The following is a 14,808-nucleotide window of genomic DNA, read 5'->3' on the forward strand; positions in this document are numbered from 1 at the left end:
TGGCCGCTCTCCGACGGCCACCATCGATGGCCATGCCGGCAGCAAAGGAGAACGCCGTGGTATCTCGGGACATCGTCGCTCAACTGCGACAGGACATCACCACCGCCGGCGACGCCGGCGACCAAGAAGCGGTTCAACGATTGCGCCGCGAACTGGCGGAGGCCATGGACGACACCGGCGCCCCCGGGTCGGGCGGCCATGTCACCGAAGCCACCCTGCGCCGATTGCTCGGCGACGACGCGCCCGACGCACGCCTGGTGCTCTCGGAAGGCCGCGTCGGTATCCGATCCGGTCCAGGGGACGACGACGGTGGTCTGCTCGTCATCTCGCGCGCCGACCTCATCGAGCGCGTCGGCGACGCGCCGGAGGCCCGCGTACTCGTCGAACAGGCGGCCGTTCTCGACACCGATATCGGCCTCCTCGGCGCGTAACGACGACAATCCATACCTTCAGGTAGGTCTGGCCGTACTATGGTGTACGGCCAACTGCCCGCTCCCCGGTCACAGCTCCGCTGGGCGATAGGCTGGCGCGGTGCCGACACGGAAGGCGACCATGACCGAAGGTGCCAGCAACCCGCGACCGACCGCACCGGTGTCCAAGCGCAAGGCAGCGGCAGCCGGCCGCGCCGCCCGCAGGCTCGGAGTCGAGGATTGGACCACCGCGGCACTGACCGTGCTCCTGCGCGACGGCGTCGCCGCGATCACCATCGCCAAGCTGTGCGACGAACTCGGGGTGACCAAAGGCAGCTTCTACTGGCACTTCGACGGCATCGATCAACTCCTGGAAACCACGGCCCAGTTCTGGTGCGCCGATCAGAACGACGCGGCCCGCGGCTTCCAGGGCCTCGACGAGCTCCCCCCGCAGGAACGCCTGGCCCGCATGGGTGAGTTGCTCACCGCGGAGCGGGTATGGCAGGTCGAACTCGCGGTCCGGGACTGGGCCCGCACGAACGCCAAGGTCGCCGAGGCTGTGAAGGCATTGGATCAGCGGATCTTCCACGCACTGTCCGACACCCTCGTCGACATGGGGTTCTCCGCGGAACAAGCGGAGATGCGGGCCGGTCTGATGTGCTTCGCCGGGATCGGCTTCGTCCACGGGAACCAGAATCTGCCCGTGCCGACCGAGGATCAGCGCCGCGAGTTCTTCCGCTTCATCACCAGCAAGGAAACGCCCCGGTGACGCGCCGGTTCACGTCAGCGCGACGAGTTCGTGCAGGGTCGAACCGGTTCGACGCTCGGTTCCCGCCTCGGTGCGCACCGTGAGATCGAAGGTGGATTCGAACCGGAAGTAGCCCGGATGCCCGACCAGCCGCTGCACCAGCGGCTTGACCAGGCCGGACCGCACCACGGGAAGATCGTCGAGCAGGTCGTGGGCATGGATGACCCGCACCACGTCCAGGCGCAGCTCGAGCCGGTCCGGCACGTGCAGCTCGACCCACTCGGGGTATGTCCGTCCCGCGGTGGTGTCGAAACGCGCCGGTCCCTCGGTGAGCCTGGTCTCGCCGGTGGACAGCACGATCTCGTCGTGGTGGGCGAGCATCAGCGGGCTGATCTCGTGTCCGCCTCGGCGCTGCTGGGTCAGGACCGAGGCGAACAGCAACGAGTAGTCCTCGACGTACAGCCGTCCCCAATGCCAGCGCTCGATGATCTTCTTCATGTCGCCGACGCCCCAGTTGTGGTCGTGATACCCACGCCCGGTGACCTCGTGCCGCACACCGTCGAGTTCGATCGCGCCGGTTACCCGCGCCCGCGGGGCGCCGACCATCCAGCCGAAGGAATCCTTGGTGCCGAAGCGGGTTTCGCCCTTGCCCGGCATCCAGCTGGGCACCTCGTTGTGGAACTGCAGGTCGAAGACGAGGTCGTCCTCGGCCATGCGCAGGTGGTGGGTCGGGAGTCCGTCGGTCCGGAATTCGGTGCGCGCGGTGTTGTGGCCGACGCGCACGTCGCAGCCGTCGGTGGAGAACGAGGTGGCCGAGCGGGGATAGCGCTGCGACACCTGACGACGGGTGCCGTCGGGCGCGTAGACCATCATCTCCACCCACGGCCGTGCGAAGGGCAGATCCTCGGGGCGGCGTTTGGTCAGGAAGCCGATCACCACATGGCCGGTGTCGAGGTGCGCGTCGAAATACCAGTGTTCGAAGGCCAGTTTGCTCGGGGACGGATGCAATCCGTTGTGCCGGGGCTCGACCGGTGTCAGCACGCCGTCCTGGCGTCCCGGCCCGTTCCATACTTCGACGATGTCTGCGGTAGTCATGGCTGCTTTCGGTGGGTTCATCGGCGCAGTGCGCCACTGGCGTCGAAGGCCGCTTCGCGACCCTGCATCTGGGCCCGGTACCAGTTCTCGCGATGGGCGAGCATGAGCTTCTCGTGCACGCGCGCGAACGGCGGGCAGACCCGACGCACGATCTCCATCGTGGTGATCAGCGGAAAGCGCACGATCGGAATGACGATCCACGGAAACGCGGGCGGCATGGTGTAGTGGCGGCGGGTGCCGGGCGCCATGTACATGGCGGAGTAGACGGAATTGATCCGGTAGTTGTACATCTCGCGCAACCGGGTCAGGCCACGGTGACCGTCACGAGGGGCGAACGCCGCCGGATAGGACTCGATCAGTTCGGTCCCGTGCTGCCCCGCGTCGTAGGACCGCGACGCGATCGTCATGGCCAGCACCCGCAGCGCGTCGAGGACGGTCTCCGGGTACCAGCGCAAGCGCACGCCGAGCAGATGGCCCATGTACTTCTGAAAGTGCAGCAGCGCACGGATTTCCGACGGTGTCGTCTGATAGCCCAGCGCCCACAATCCGAGGCCGGGCGTCACGCTGCCGCCCAGCAGGGTCAGCATCTGGTAGGTCTGGCTGATCGGCAGGCCCCAGCGTTCGATGTCCCACTCGGGATGGTCGGCGACCTTGGCCCGCACCGACACGTGCATGACCCGCACCTTCAGCGCGGTGGCCCGGCCCGCCGAGCCGGGGGTGAGCAGCGCGTCGCGGGCGGAGACGTCCATCCAGAAGCGGGTGGTCTCCAGGAACCGGCGCAGCGCGCTGTCCCCGGCGTACCCGCCCGCCAGCGACAGCGGGGTCGCGACCGCGGCTTCGGTGTACATCTCGAGGGTTTCGGCGCCGGCGAAGCTGAACAGCATGGTCCCCCAGCGCCGCCAGATCGCCGCGCCCTGTTCCACCAGCTCGGGCACCACCCAGTCGGGCACCGTCTCGAACTCGGCGAACAGCGCGCGCATGGATTCCGGTGCGTCCGGCACCGCATCGATGCCTTCGGCGAGGGCCGTGTCCAGCATCCGGCGACCGGCTTTCGAGCCGATCGCGCCGTGCATGACCTCGGCGACGAACCGTTCGGCCACCGGGTCGCCGGTGAACAGGTCTTCAGACAGGGCAGCGGCCTGCTCGTCGCTGGGGAACAGCGGTTGCCGGGTCACGGCCGTGAAGATGCGTTCGATCCGGCGCACCGTCGGCGTGCCGCGTGCCTGCCAATAGCGAAAAGCGGTGGGGCATTTCACGGGTGGCTGGACATGATCTTCGACGATATCGGCCACTGTCGGCCTCCTGACGTTCAATTCGCTCATCGACTGCGATCGGCGTCGCGATGCACCGACCATACTACTAAGCACACATATCCGTACCCGAAAGTATGGAATGCCTGCGCTCCTAGGGCACGATGCGGAATTTCAGCATCATGTCGTGGTCCTCGTGATCGAGCAGGTGACAGTGCCAGACGTAACCCTGCAGGTCATCGGGGTGATGCCCCGCGTGGTCGGCGACGCGGTGCCCACCATGGCCGTCCGCCCCTGCGAGTTCGGTCGCGGACCGACGCGGGAAGGTCGCATCCGGATCGAAGCCGAGTTCCGCCGCGGTCGGGAACCGGACGATGATGCTGGTGACCGTCCCGCCGTCGACCCGCACGATGTCTTTGCGACCCGCTTCCCATGGCTGCGGCGGCTGCCTCGGACCGGCCAGGAAGCCGTGCGGCGACGGCGCCCATTTCTGCCCGACCGGCGGCTGCGGATGGGCCAGCTGATAGTCGACCGTCCGCAGTGGCGTCCGGCCGAGAATGCGAAAAGTGACCAGGTGCAGGTGGATCGGGTGCGGGTCGGGCGTGATGTTGACGATGTCCCACTGCTCGACGGTGCCCTGGCGTGGCATTTCGATGTCGGGGCTGGCGAAGGTGAGGTTGTTCAGCGACATGATCGCGGGCGGCACCCGCAACTCGTAGGGCTGACTCACCGTGACGGTGCGAATCACCGTCGGCGTCTCGATCGGGGGCAGCAGCGGCGGCCCGAATGTGCCGCCGCGCAACCGCTCCGGCACACCACCGGAGAAGCCCGGCCGATCCTGCACCCGGAATTGGCAGAACAGCGGCATCGCGACCTCACCGAGGATCGCGGCCTGGAACACCGGCGCCTCGTCGTTGCGCAGTTCGACCGTCTCGCCAGGGTCCAGTTCGGTGAAATCGACCAGCAGATCCACTCGTTCGCCCGGGGACAACCGCAGCTCGTGCACCGCGACAGGCGCGTCGAGCAGGCCGTGATCGTTGCCGATCACCCAGAACCGCATCCGGTTGCCGAAGAACAGATTCCACACACTGAACGACGCGGCGTTCAGCACCCGGAAGCGGTAGAGACCGCGCGCGACCGGCAGATACGGCCAGATCTTGCCGTTGACCAGGCCGATGTCGCCGACCGCCCCGCCTTCCCAGCCGCCTTCCGGCACCACTGGTGTCGACCGGACCGATTGACGCCCGTCGGCGGTGAACAGTTTCTCCTGCAACACCAGGGGAAGCTCGAACTCCCCCGCGGGCAGACCCAGCGGGTTGCCGGGTTCGCCGGTGTCGAATTCGTCTCGGAGCAGCAGCATTCCGGCCAGCCCGGCGTAGACGTTCACGCGGGTGATGCCCATCGCGTGGTCGTGGTACCAGAGGTGACCGGCATCCTGGGCCAACGGGAAATCGTGGTCGATGCCGCCGCCCGGGTAGACGAGTTGCTCGGGATGCCCGTCGCTGTCCGGCGGTGTCACACCACCGTGCAGATGCAGCGAGGAGGGTGGCGCGGCACGGAAACTCTCGGCGACACCGTGCAGGCTCGTGTCCATGTCGGCGGCGAGCGGATGTGTGGTCAGCCGGTTCTCGAAGCGCACCCGCAGCGGCGACCCCACCGGATGCTCGATCGTCGGCCCCAGATAGCTCATCCCGTTGTAGCCCAGCGCCGGTGATTCCGGCAGGTCACGGTGGAAGCGGTGGGTGGTGGTCGCGGCGACGAGGTCGAGCCGGTCGCCGCGCACCACGGGAATTCGGGGCATTTCGTCGACGAACGGTTCGACTGCTGGGGAGTGGAACAGCAGTGGACTGCGTACCCCGGGCGGTGCGACGGGGGCCGCGGAGGCAGGCGCCTCGATCAGCACCGCGCCGAGCAGACCCGCGCCGGCGGCACGCAGAAACCGGCGGCGTTCGATCGGATGTTCCATGGTCGAGCCCTTCCGTGCTGCACCGTTGCATGCACGATGGGCGACCATACCATCGGGTACAGTTGGCAGTACCCCCTTGGATGTAGCGGTTCCGCGACCGAAGGTGATGGCTACTGTGGAGCCACACTCGCCGAGGCGAAACAGCGGGTGATTCCGTCACGGCCGACCAACGCCGGGCACCTTCCGCACAGCGGGACTGGAGGAGACCCTGCGTCATCTTCTCGGCCGGACCACGACATCCACCGGTGGCGACTGAATCCCACTTCCGGGCACCCAACTCCCCGGTGCCGCCGGATCTACAAGCTCGAAGGGCGCAGGAAGGGTGAGTGTCGCGGCGCCGAGCCACCCCTCCACGTTGCATCAATTATGCATCGTTTACCGACCTGTCGAACCATCGGGGCTAGTCAGCTGAGGGCATCGATTGCGGCGGCCAGGCCATCGATTCGCTCCACCGGCTCGGGCAGCATCACCGCGTCCCAGCCGGGCCCGCCGACGAGCACCCGCGCCCCAGCCGCTACACAGGCCAGCACCGCCGAGGTCAGTGCCGTCGATTCACGCTGGGACCACAGCAGCACGGTAGGCGCGCTCGCGTGCCGGGCCAGCGCGCCGGACAACGCATCGGCGGGAACGTCGGCGCCCAGCGTGCGCGCCCCGACCCCGGCCTGCGCCAGCGCGGCGCGCGCAACATCCAGTGGCAGCGAATGCGTTTCGCCGCTGGTGCACGCCAGCAGCACCGGCGCACCACCCGGCGCGGGCGTCACCCGCTGCATGACCGCCGCGATCGACCACGACAGGAGGTGCTCGACATCGATACACGACTCGCCTGCACCCTGGCGCGCGACTATGTCGGCAAAGGCGGGGCGGCACAACGCTTCCCAGGTCTGCACGACACCGTAGGCCCGCACGTGTGCGTCCAGATGAGCGCAGGCGGCGGTGGTGTCCAATCCGAACGCCGCGTCGAGCAGGGCCGCCCGGTCTCCGAGCACCGGCGCGGGCCCACGCGCCGCCGCGGCCGCGCCCGCCGGACTGGCGCCGCCGCCGATCAGTTCGAGCATGTGCTCGAGCACGGCGATGTCGGCGTCGGAGTAGAGCCGATGGCGACCCGGGCGATCTTGCGCCGGCCCGATCCCGTAGCGGCGGTTCCAGCTCCGGAGGGTGGCGGTCGGAATGCCGAGGTGTTCGGCCACCGCGCGCACCGTGTAACCGGCCACGGCAGAGGCGGGAGCAGAACCGACGGGCATCGGTTCATTCCGCCCCGAACACCCCGCCCGGCAGGCCACGGCCGGGTCCGCGCGCATCGGCGTGGCCGCGCCGGTAGGCCGGTCCAGCGCCGGGGCATCCCGGCGAACCGTCCGATTCATGAATCAATTATGCATCGTTTTCTGATAGTCTGGCAGCACCAACGATCGCGAGGAGCTTCCCGTGCGCACTCGACGTAACCCATGGATCGCTGCTTTGTCACTCGCCGCGACCGCGAGCCTCACCGGGGCGGGCGCCGCGGCCGCCGCACCACCCGCCCCCGTACCGCGGCTCGATCTGGATCGCTATCTCGGCGAATGGCGACAGCTCGCGGCGATTCCGCAGGTGTTCAACCTCAACTGCGCCCGCGACACGACCGCCGTCTACACCCTCGACCCCCAGGGCGATATCGGTGTCCACAACCGCTGCCACACCTGGACCGGCGGCGTCGACGAGATCCGTGGCACCGCCACAGTGAACGACCCGGTGACGAACGCACAACTGCACGTGAGCTTCCCCGGCGTTCCCGGCCAGGACGGGCGTGAGGGCCCCACCAACTATGTGGTGACCGCGCTCGGCCCTGACTACTCGTGGGCCCTGGTCACCTCCCCGAGCAGGCTGTCCGGTTTCGTGCTCTCGCGCACCCCGGCACTGGACGGCACCACCTGGCAGCAGGTCGACGACGCGATCCGGGCAGCGGGCCAGGACCCGTGCGTGTATCTCACCTCGCCGACAACCGGCGGCCGTGGCGATATACGACCCCTCTGCGCGCGATGAGCGTCGCCATCGCACTGTTCACCCGTGACCTGCGGGTGCACGACAACCCGGTACTCGCGGCAGCGGCCAGGACAGCCGACCAAGTGGTACCGCTGTTCGTCGTCGACAAGGCACTGGTACCCCCACGCTGCCCGCCGAATCGCGCACACTTCCTCGCGGCGGCACTGTCCGAGCTGGACGGCGAGCGGCAGTGGGTCGCGGGCACCGGAACCCACACCCACACCCGCCCCAACCGGGTCCTCAATCCCCTGCGCCAGGCCGACCGTTACGCCCCCGACGGCACCTACGTGCGGCGATGGCTGCCCGAGCCGGCACACCTGCCCGGCGCGCGAATTCATCGTCCCTGGCGCGAGAACGTCGATCCGGCAACCTATCCCGTGCCGATCATCGATGCTGTCGGGCGGTGAGGCCGGCAATTCTTTGAGCGCAAACAGGTAGCCATCCGAGCGGCCGGGCCAGCCGAACTTTGTGGCATCCACACCGTGCGGCATCGTGCCGCACGCCGACGGAAGTGACGGAAAGATCATGCGATATCTGCGCAGAACCCTCGTAGCGGCCATGCTCCTCGGCTCGACGCTCGGCGTGGCGGCCTGTTCCGACGACGACGCGAGCACCACCACGGCGACCTCCTCCGCACCGATGCCCACAGCACCGAACACCATCGGCGCGGACGCCGCGTCCGGCCTGGTCGGGCCGGGGTGCGCGGAATACGCCGCCCAGGTTCCGAGCGGTCCCGGCTCGATCAGCGGGATGGCTCAGGATCCGGTGGCGGTCGCCGCGTCCAACAATCCGATGCTCACCACCCTCGTGTCGGCGGTCTCGGGCGAGCTCAACCCCGACGTCAACCTGGTCGGCACCCTCAACGACGGCCAGTTCACCGTGTTCGCGCCCGTCGACTCGGCCTTCGCGAAGATCGATCCGGCGACCGTCGAGACGTTGAAGACCGACTCGGCCGCCCTCACCGCGATCCTCACCTACCACGTGGTGCCCGGCCAGATCGCGCCATCGAGCATCGCAGGCACCCACCAGACCGTGGAGGGCGCCGATGTCACGGTCACCGGGTCCGGTGACGCGCTGAAGGTCGGCGACGCGAACGTGGTCTGCGGCGGTGTCCGCACCGCGAACGCCGCCGTGTACATGATCGACAGCGTGCTCATGCCGCCCGCGGCGTGATGTCGACGATGGTCGCGCCGCCGCGGACCGTAGAGTCGGGCGAGAATTGTCCCGGCGGCGCCCATCCGGACCCGCGGGCTGTCCGAAATCCCTCGACGGGGCAACCGACAGGCACTCCCGCGTCGTGACGGTCCGTTGACCGGCGGTGTCAGCTCGCGCCGGCTCAGCGGATCTGTGGCTTGCGGGCCTCGATGAGAAAGCGCGCCGAGTGGGCGATGAACGGGCCGTCGGCGACGATCTGGTCGTGGAGTTCACGGAGACGATCGTGATAAGCCGCGACGGAGAAGCCGGGAACGATCCAGATGACCTTGCGCAGGAAGTAGATCACCGCGCCGATGTCGCGGAACTCCATGCGCAGTCGCTCCGCTCGCAGGTCGACAACCTCGAGACCTGCGGCTTCGGCGTCCGCGCGGGCGGTGTCGGGGTGACGGCGGCTGCGCACCGCCTGCGGTTGCGGGCCGAGGAAGTACTCGCAGAGTTCGAACACACTCGCCGGGCCGACGTGCTGGGCGAGATAGGTGCCTCCCGGTTCGAGCACGCGGGCGATCTCGGTCCACTGCACCGCGACCGGGTGGCGGCTGATCACCAGGTCGAAGGCCGCATCGGCGAACGGGAGTGGCGGTTCGTCGTCGTCGACCACGACAACGACACCGCGCGGCCGCAGCAGTGCCGTCGCCTTGGCGACATTCGGCGGCCATGCCTCGGTCGCCGCGGTGACCGCAGGCAGCCGCGCGACGCCTGCCAGCACTTCACCGCCACCGGTCTGGATGTCCAGCGCCGCTTCGGCGACGGCGAGGCGCTCCCCGATCAGCCGCTGATAGCCCCACGACGGCCGTTCCTCGGTCGCCCGCCCGTTCAGCCAGGAGAACTCCCAGCCGTCGACCGACGCCGCGGCAGCCTCTGCCACCAGCTCGTCGAAACTCCGTTGTCCAGCCACCGGGCTACGATCTCACGCGTCCAGGTCGATGGCGACGGTTCGCCCGGTGGGCGTCCTGGTCCGCGTCGTCCATACCCTCCATGATGCGCTCGACGCCGACTGGGTTCCGGCAACGTTTTCGCGGCAAACCTGAGTAGTTCAAGTGTTGGTCATTCCGGGACCGGACTCCGGCGGTACGGTTCTCGGCTCCGATGTCGTTATCCAGTAAGAGGAGCTCGAGCAGATGGATGGCCGGCACGAGGGCATCAGCCGACGCAGTGCGCTGTTCGCGGCCGGAGCCGCGATCGCGTACTCCGCGCTGGAACAGCCGGGGCGGGCGGGTGCCATCACGCGGGCGTTGTCCACCGGCCCCACGGACTCCGGGCAGCGGGCGGACCTGGCCGAACAGGCGATCGTAAAGCGGCATGTGCGCCCGCTCTGGGGGCTGTCACAGCGGAAGCTGGGCGCGCTCGTGTGGCCGGCGTCGGCGGCGGAACAGTCGTTCGTACGCTGGTGCTACTGGTGGCAGGCTCAGCTGCTCGACTGTGCGGTCGATGCCGCGTGCCGCGCCCGCACTCCCGAACGCATCGACCGGGTCGTCGCGATCGCCCGCGGTATCCGAACCCGCAATATCACGGGCTGGACCAACCGGTACTACGACGACATGGCGTGGCTGGCGCTGGCGCTCGACCGTGCCGACCGGCTGCTCGACATCCGGTTCGGCGACGCCGTCGAGGAACTGCGGGCGGAGTTGATCGACGGCTGGAACCCGGCCGTCGGCGCGGTGCCGTGGCGTTTCGGCGACGACTACTACAACACCCCCTCGATCGGCCCGACCGGTATCGCGTGGGCTCGGCTCGGCGAGGTTTCCCGCGCCGGGGACCTCGCCGAGTTCCTGCACACCCGTCTGCGCGATGCGCACAGCGGCTTGATTCTCGACGGTGTCCACGAGCCCGGCGGCAGGGTGAACCGGACCGTGCACACCTACTGTCAGGGCGTGACCATCGGGCTGGAAGCCGAATTGGCGCTGCGCACAGGCGAATCGAGCCACCGCGACCGGGCGACCGCGCTCGTCGCCGCGGTCGCGGACGAGCTCACCGACGCCGGGGTGATCACAGCGACCGCCGGGGGCGATTCCGGGCTGTTCATGGGTATCCTCGCGCGGTATCTCGCCGAAGCCGCACTGTCACTGGGCGACACCACCGCCGCGGACATCGTGCACGCGTCCGCGCGGGCAGCCTGGGAACACCGCGCCGAGGTGGACGGGCTACCGCTGTTCGGTACCGACTGGACCCGTGCTGTCACGGTCCGGGAGTATCCGGGCACCTTTCTCCAGCTCGCGGACTCGTCCGCCGAGTCGTCGGTGAACCTGAGCCGCGATCTCTCGGTGCAGTTGAGCGGGTGGATGCTGCTCGAAGCGGACCACCAGCTCACCGCAGCGGGACGGTGAGCGCGCGGCTATCTGTCAGATCCCCGCTCGGCTCGCTGTCGGGCGCAGCCGCAGCACGATCAGGCCGATCAGCAACAGCACGGCCAGCGAGTCGAACATGGTGCTGAACAGCGGGGCGTCCGGTCGGGTGGTCGAATCCGACAGCGTCAGTACCAGATTCGTCGTCTTGGTGGTGATCGCGGCCAGCGCCACCGGCACCTGAACCGCCGGGACGAACGCCGCCCAGACCAGCGCGGCTCCCAAGACCAGTTGCATCACGCCGCGGTGCCGCAGCAGGGCCTCCTCCATCGGGGCCAGTTGAGTCAGTCCGTAGTACTCCAGGGCGGCCGGCGTGACAAGTGCCAGCACCGGCGTCATGGTGATCAGGCCAAGGACAACGAGGGTGACCTTGGCGACTCTGGCATCGGGCACAACGAGCTCCAATCATCAGCAGCGCTGACGATCAGCGTACGTGACTAAGATGGGCTGATGCGAGAGACGACGGCAGTGGAACAGATCACCCGGGCGCCGATCTTCATGCTGTTCCGGGTCGGCGATGCGGCCCGCGACGCCGTGGAGCAGTCGCTGGACCGTTACGGCCTGCGCGGCAAGGACTTTCGTGTGCTGTCCTACGCCGGCACGGGCGTGTTCTCCCAGCAGGATCTGTCCCGGGTCACCGGCCTCGACCGCACGACCATGGTCGCTGTGATCGACCGCTTGGAGCGCACGGGCATGGCAGCCCGCGAGCGTGGCGACGACCGGCGCACCCACGTCGTGGTACCGACCCCGAAGGGTCTCCGCACACTGAAAGAGGCGTTCGCCGAACTGGAACAGGTCCAGGACGAGTTCCTCGCGGCCTTGAGCCCGACCGGCAAACGCGCCATGGAAACGGCCCTGACCCGACTGTTCACCGCGCACGACCCCTCGTGCCGTCCCCGAGACGAAACCTGATGAGCCGGGGTAGCCGCGGCAATCAGCGTACGGGCTGCAGAACGTTCAGGATCGGGTCGTAGGCCCAGTTCAGCATCCGCTCGGCGTCTTCTTTCGCCGTCACACTGCTGTGGGGTGAGCTGTGCAGCACCACACCGATCAGCGGAATTCCCGCCCGGATCGTTTCGAACAGCAGGCAGTGTCCCGCGGCGTCGGTGTTCCCGGTTTTGATGCCGAGGGTGCCGGGATACTCGTGCAGCAGCCGGTTCGTCGAATTCCAGTGGTGCTCGCGGTTACCCGGTCCGGCGGGAACGTGGAAGGTCCGCGAACCGACGATGTCACGGAACACCGGCAGGCTCATCGCCCGCACGCCCAGCGCCACGAGATCCACCGGTGTGGAATGGGTGGAGTCGTCGGTCGGGTTCGGCAAACCGCTGGGGTCGGTGAAATGTGTTCCGCCCAAGCCCATGACACGCGCGGTGTCGTTCATCCTGGCGATGAAGCCGTCCTGGCCGGGCCCGTAGGCCTCGGCCAGCGCGTAGGCGGCGTCGCAGCCGGAAGGCAGCATCAGCCCGTACAGGAGCTGCCGCGCGGTGAGCACCTCACCGGGCGCCAGCCCGGCGGTGCTCCCGTTGTGCTTGCCGCAGTAGCCCATCGCTTCCTGCGGCACGGTCACCGGCCGCTCGAGATCACCGGCGACGATCACGACCAGCGCCGTCATCACCTTCGTGATGCTGGCGATCGGAACCGGGGTGTGCGCCTCCCGTGACCACAGCACCGTTCCGGTGATGCCGTCCGCCAGCGCCGCCCCCGCCGCCTGCACCCCCTCCGGCCCGTGCACCGGCCAGGGCAGCAGCTGACCCTGATCGGCACTGCCGGTGGGCACAGCGGCCGCGACACCGGGCCCGGCCGCGACAACCAGAACCCCGGCGATAACCGCGTGCAACATCCCGGCAAATGTCCGCATGGCGACATTGTGTCTTAGAACCTTGCCGACCAGTGGGATTTCACCGGCGCTATTTCGCGGCGTTCATTCGGTGCCGCGCAAGACCGCTCGCAAGCGCTCGGTGTCGGCCGGGGTCCAGTCGGCGGGTGGCAGGATCGCGGCCCAGGCATCGGCGATGTCGGCGTGGAAGGTGTGCCCGTGTCCGTCGGGCACATCGGTCGAGACGGCCATGTCTGCCGACACCTGCAGGAACGTCACCACCGGGATCCAGCGCGTGCTCGGCAGGACGTCGGGACCGCGTTCCTCCCTGAGCCAATCGGGTTTCTGGAACAGCAGCTGCGGTGTCCACCAGGTGATCGGGTCGGACGCGTGCTGGAGGTAGACCACTCTGGGTGATCCCCACGCGCTGTCGGGGCGGGCGAGATCCGGTGCGCCGGCGATGAATCGCACGGTGTGTCCGTCGCGGTAGATCGGCAGCCATTGCGGCGAGCCGGGATCGCGGCGCGCGGTGGCGTCGCGCCACACGGGGTTGGTCGCGGTGGGGCCGACGAACAGGACGCCGTCGGTGCGGGCGGCCATGTCCTGGATACCGGCGAAGGCGGCCTCGCCGCCGAAGGAGCCGAGGCTCTCGCCGAAGACGACCAGTTGGGGTCGTCGATCCTCGGGCAGGGTGTCCCACTCGGCGTGTACCGCCTCGAACAAGGCCTGACCGGCCTGCCTGGCCCGTTCCTGGTCGACGACGAACGACAGCCAGCTCGGCAGGTAGGAGTACTGCATGCTCACCAGGGCGCTGTCACCGTTGGCGAGGTACTCCAGTGCCGACGCGGTCGGTTCGTTGATCCAGCCGGTGCCGGTCGTTGTCGCCACACCGAGCACAGCCCGGTCGAATCCGCCGGCTCGCCGCAGCTCGGCCACCGCGAGATCCGCTTCGGCCCTGATGTTCTCGGCGGAATCGAGTCCGGTGTAGACGCGGATCGGTTCCCGCGCGGGTTTGCCGCTGAAGACCGTCAGGTCGCGGGGGGTCGGACCGTTGGCGACGAAGATCCGTCCCTGCCTACCGAGCGAGTCCCAGCTCACCAGCGATCCGGGGCCGCCGGAGCGCTCCGGGACGACGGGTTCTTCGGTATCCGCCGAATCCTCCTGATTGACAGCCTTGAACGTCTCGTTGAGCACCGACATCGCCACGTCGGCCACCACCCCGTTGATCGCGGCGACAGCCACCACCGCCACGACCACCCCACCCAGCACGGCGGCGACGCGAGGGGGCAGCACCCGCCCCAGTAGCCCACCGACCCAGCGCGACAGCGCCCAGCACAACCTCGACACGGCGAGCAATACCGCGAAGACAACGGCGCTGATCGCCACGATGATCGGGTAAGCATGCCAGGCAAGGCCGCTCACCCCCATGAGCGAACGCAGATCGCTCTGCCAATCGGCGTACCAGGCCAGGACGGTGACCGTGCCGACTACCGCGACGATTCCCAATCCCCAGCGGACCACGGCGGGCGTGGGCCCCGGCTCTCGTTGCAGCATCCACCACACCAGCGCAGCGGCCGCGAGGCCGAGTCCGTATCCGATGGCCGCCGCCGCGCCGGTGACGACTCCCTGGAACAGCGGGCCCCTTGGCAGCAGTGACGGTGTCAGCGACAGCCATACCAGTACCAGCGCGCCGATCGCCCCGCCGAGGGGGAATCCCCGGCGCCGGGACGCAGGGGCCGTGTCGCTACCCTCTGGATCGAGCCCGCGCGTGGAATTCATTTGTTCCCCTGTGACTCGACCAACGATCCACCGGTGCACAATTCGCTGCCGAACTTCGTTGCGGCGCTGCGCATCAGTCGTACTCTGCCGACTCGAGCGGCGCTCGAAACGGTTCGTTCAGTTGCTGAACTCTACGACTCGGTGGCATCGCTGTGATCCGACCGCGGGTCA

General features: G+C 68.4%; 16 protein-coding genes. 8 read left to right on the forward strand and 8 right to left on the reverse strand.

The features are described 5' to 3' along the window. Positions 1-56: 56 nt before the first annotated feature. Positions 57-431, forward strand: a complete 375-nt coding sequence (locus tag IEY60_RS35815; RefSeq protein WP_229739892.1) for a hypothetical protein — start codon at positions 57-59, stop codon at positions 429-431. Between the two features lie 121 nt (positions 432-552). Continuing rightward, positions 553-1,179: a TetR/AcrR family transcriptional regulator gene (locus IEY60_RS16845; RefSeq protein ID WP_189029080.1), complete on the forward strand. Its 627-nt coding sequence runs from the start codon at positions 553-555 to the stop codon at positions 1,177-1,179. A 9-nt stretch (positions 1,180-1,188) separates the two neighbouring features. Here IEY60_RS16845 and IEY60_RS16850 read toward each other — a convergent pair whose 3' ends face one another. The 4 genes from IEY60_RS16850 to IEY60_RS16865 form a co-directional block, all read right to left on the reverse strand. Beyond that, positions 1,189-2,253, reverse strand: a complete 1,065-nt coding sequence (locus IEY60_RS16850; protein ID WP_189029082.1) for a lipocalin-like domain-containing protein — start codon at positions 2,251-2,253, stop codon at positions 1,189-1,191. Between the two features lie 17 nt (positions 2,254-2,270). Continuing rightward, on the reverse strand, positions 2,271-3,509 hold the full coding sequence (locus IEY60_RS16855) for an oxygenase MpaB family protein (protein WP_189029485.1): 1,239 nt from the start codon (positions 3,507-3,509) through the stop codon (positions 2,271-2,273). Positions 3,510-3,657: 148 nt separating this feature from the next. After that, positions 3,658-5,469 carry a multicopper oxidase family protein gene (locus IEY60_RS16860; protein ID WP_189029084.1) on the reverse strand — a complete coding sequence of 604 codons (1,812 nt, stop codon included), beginning with the start codon at positions 5,467-5,469 and terminating at the stop codon, positions 3,658-3,660. 404 nt (positions 5,470-5,873) lie between these two features. Continuing rightward, positions 5,874-6,710 carry a MerR family transcriptional regulator gene (locus tag IEY60_RS16865; RefSeq protein WP_189029086.1) on the reverse strand — a complete coding sequence of 279 codons (837 nt, stop codon included), beginning with the start codon at positions 6,708-6,710 and terminating at the stop codon, positions 5,874-5,876. A gap of 181 nt (positions 6,711-6,891) precedes the next feature. Between IEY60_RS16865 and IEY60_RS16870 the strand changes: the two genes are divergently transcribed. The 3 genes from IEY60_RS16870 to IEY60_RS16880 all read left to right on the forward strand — a co-directional run bounded on the left by IEY60_RS16870 (position 6,892) and on the right by IEY60_RS16880 (position 8,658). Then, positions 6,892-7,485 (forward strand): lipocalin family protein, encoded by a 594-nt coding sequence (locus tag IEY60_RS16870; protein ID WP_189029088.1) that lies wholly within the window; start codon positions 6,892-6,894, stop codon positions 7,483-7,485. After that, the gene (locus IEY60_RS16875) at positions 7,482-7,892 is read left to right on the forward strand and encodes an FAD-binding domain-containing protein (RefSeq protein ID WP_189029090.1); all 411 of its coding nucleotides are present in this window, start codon (positions 7,482-7,484) and stop codon (positions 7,890-7,892) included. The genes IEY60_RS16870 and IEY60_RS16875 overlap by 4 nt, the downstream gene beginning before the upstream one ends. Positions 7,893-8,010: 118 nt before the next feature. Beyond that, positions 8,011-8,658, forward strand: coding sequence for a fasciclin domain-containing protein (locus tag IEY60_RS16880; RefSeq protein ID WP_189029092.1), 648 nt, complete (start codon positions 8,011-8,013; stop codon positions 8,656-8,658). A 163-nt stretch (positions 8,659-8,821) separates the two neighbouring features. On the opposite strand, the gene IEY60_RS16885 is transcribed toward IEY60_RS16880, so the two are convergent. Further along, the gene (locus IEY60_RS16885; protein ID WP_189029094.1) at positions 8,822-9,595 is read right to left on the reverse strand and encodes a class I SAM-dependent methyltransferase; all 774 of its coding nucleotides are present in this window, start codon (positions 9,593-9,595) and stop codon (positions 8,822-8,824) included. 223 nt (positions 9,596-9,818) lie between these two features. Here IEY60_RS16885 and IEY60_RS16890 point away from each other — a divergent pair, with 223 nt between their 5' ends. Beyond that, a complete protein-coding gene (locus tag IEY60_RS16890) occupies positions 9,819-11,024 on the forward strand; it encodes a glycoside hydrolase family 76 protein (protein WP_189029096.1) in 1,206 nt (401 codons plus the stop codon). 15 nt (positions 11,025-11,039) lie between these two features. Here the strand turns inward: IEY60_RS16890 and IEY60_RS16895 are convergent, their stop codons facing one another. Then, positions 11,040-11,435 carry a hypothetical protein gene (locus tag IEY60_RS16895; protein WP_189029098.1) on the reverse strand — a complete coding sequence of 132 codons (396 nt, stop codon included), beginning with the start codon at positions 11,433-11,435 and terminating at the stop codon, positions 11,040-11,042. A gap of 57 nt (positions 11,436-11,492) precedes the next feature. On the opposite strand from IEY60_RS16895, the gene IEY60_RS16900 reads away from it, so the two are divergent. Next, positions 11,493-11,954, forward strand: a complete 462-nt coding sequence (locus tag IEY60_RS16900) for a MarR family winged helix-turn-helix transcriptional regulator (RefSeq protein WP_189029099.1) — start codon at positions 11,493-11,495, stop codon at positions 11,952-11,954. Positions 11,955-11,976: 22 nt separating this feature from the next. Here the strand turns inward: IEY60_RS16900 and IEY60_RS16905 are convergent, their stop codons facing one another. Next, the gene (locus IEY60_RS16905; RefSeq protein WP_229739894.1) at positions 11,977-12,900 is read right to left on the reverse strand and encodes a D-alanyl-D-alanine carboxypeptidase family protein; all 924 of its coding nucleotides are present in this window, start codon (positions 12,898-12,900) and stop codon (positions 11,977-11,979) included. Between the two features lie 63 nt (positions 12,901-12,963). After that, the gene (locus tag IEY60_RS16910) at positions 12,964-14,637 is read right to left on the reverse strand and encodes an alpha/beta hydrolase (protein WP_229739895.1); all 1,674 of its coding nucleotides are present in this window, start codon (positions 14,635-14,637) and stop codon (positions 12,964-12,966) included. 33 nt (positions 14,638-14,670) lie between these two features. Between IEY60_RS16910 and IEY60_RS36235 the strand changes: the two genes are divergently transcribed. Next, positions 14,671-14,793, forward strand: coding sequence for a hypothetical protein (locus tag IEY60_RS36235; RefSeq protein WP_268241478.1), 123 nt, complete (start codon positions 14,671-14,673; stop codon positions 14,791-14,793). Positions 14,794-14,808 lie beyond the last annotated feature (15 nt).

Origin of the sequence: Nocardia rhizosphaerihabitans (assembly GCF_014646295.1) — a bacterium.
Taxonomy (GTDB): domain Bacteria; phylum Actinomycetota; class Actinomycetes; order Mycobacteriales; family Mycobacteriaceae; genus Nocardia; species Nocardia rhizosphaerihabitans.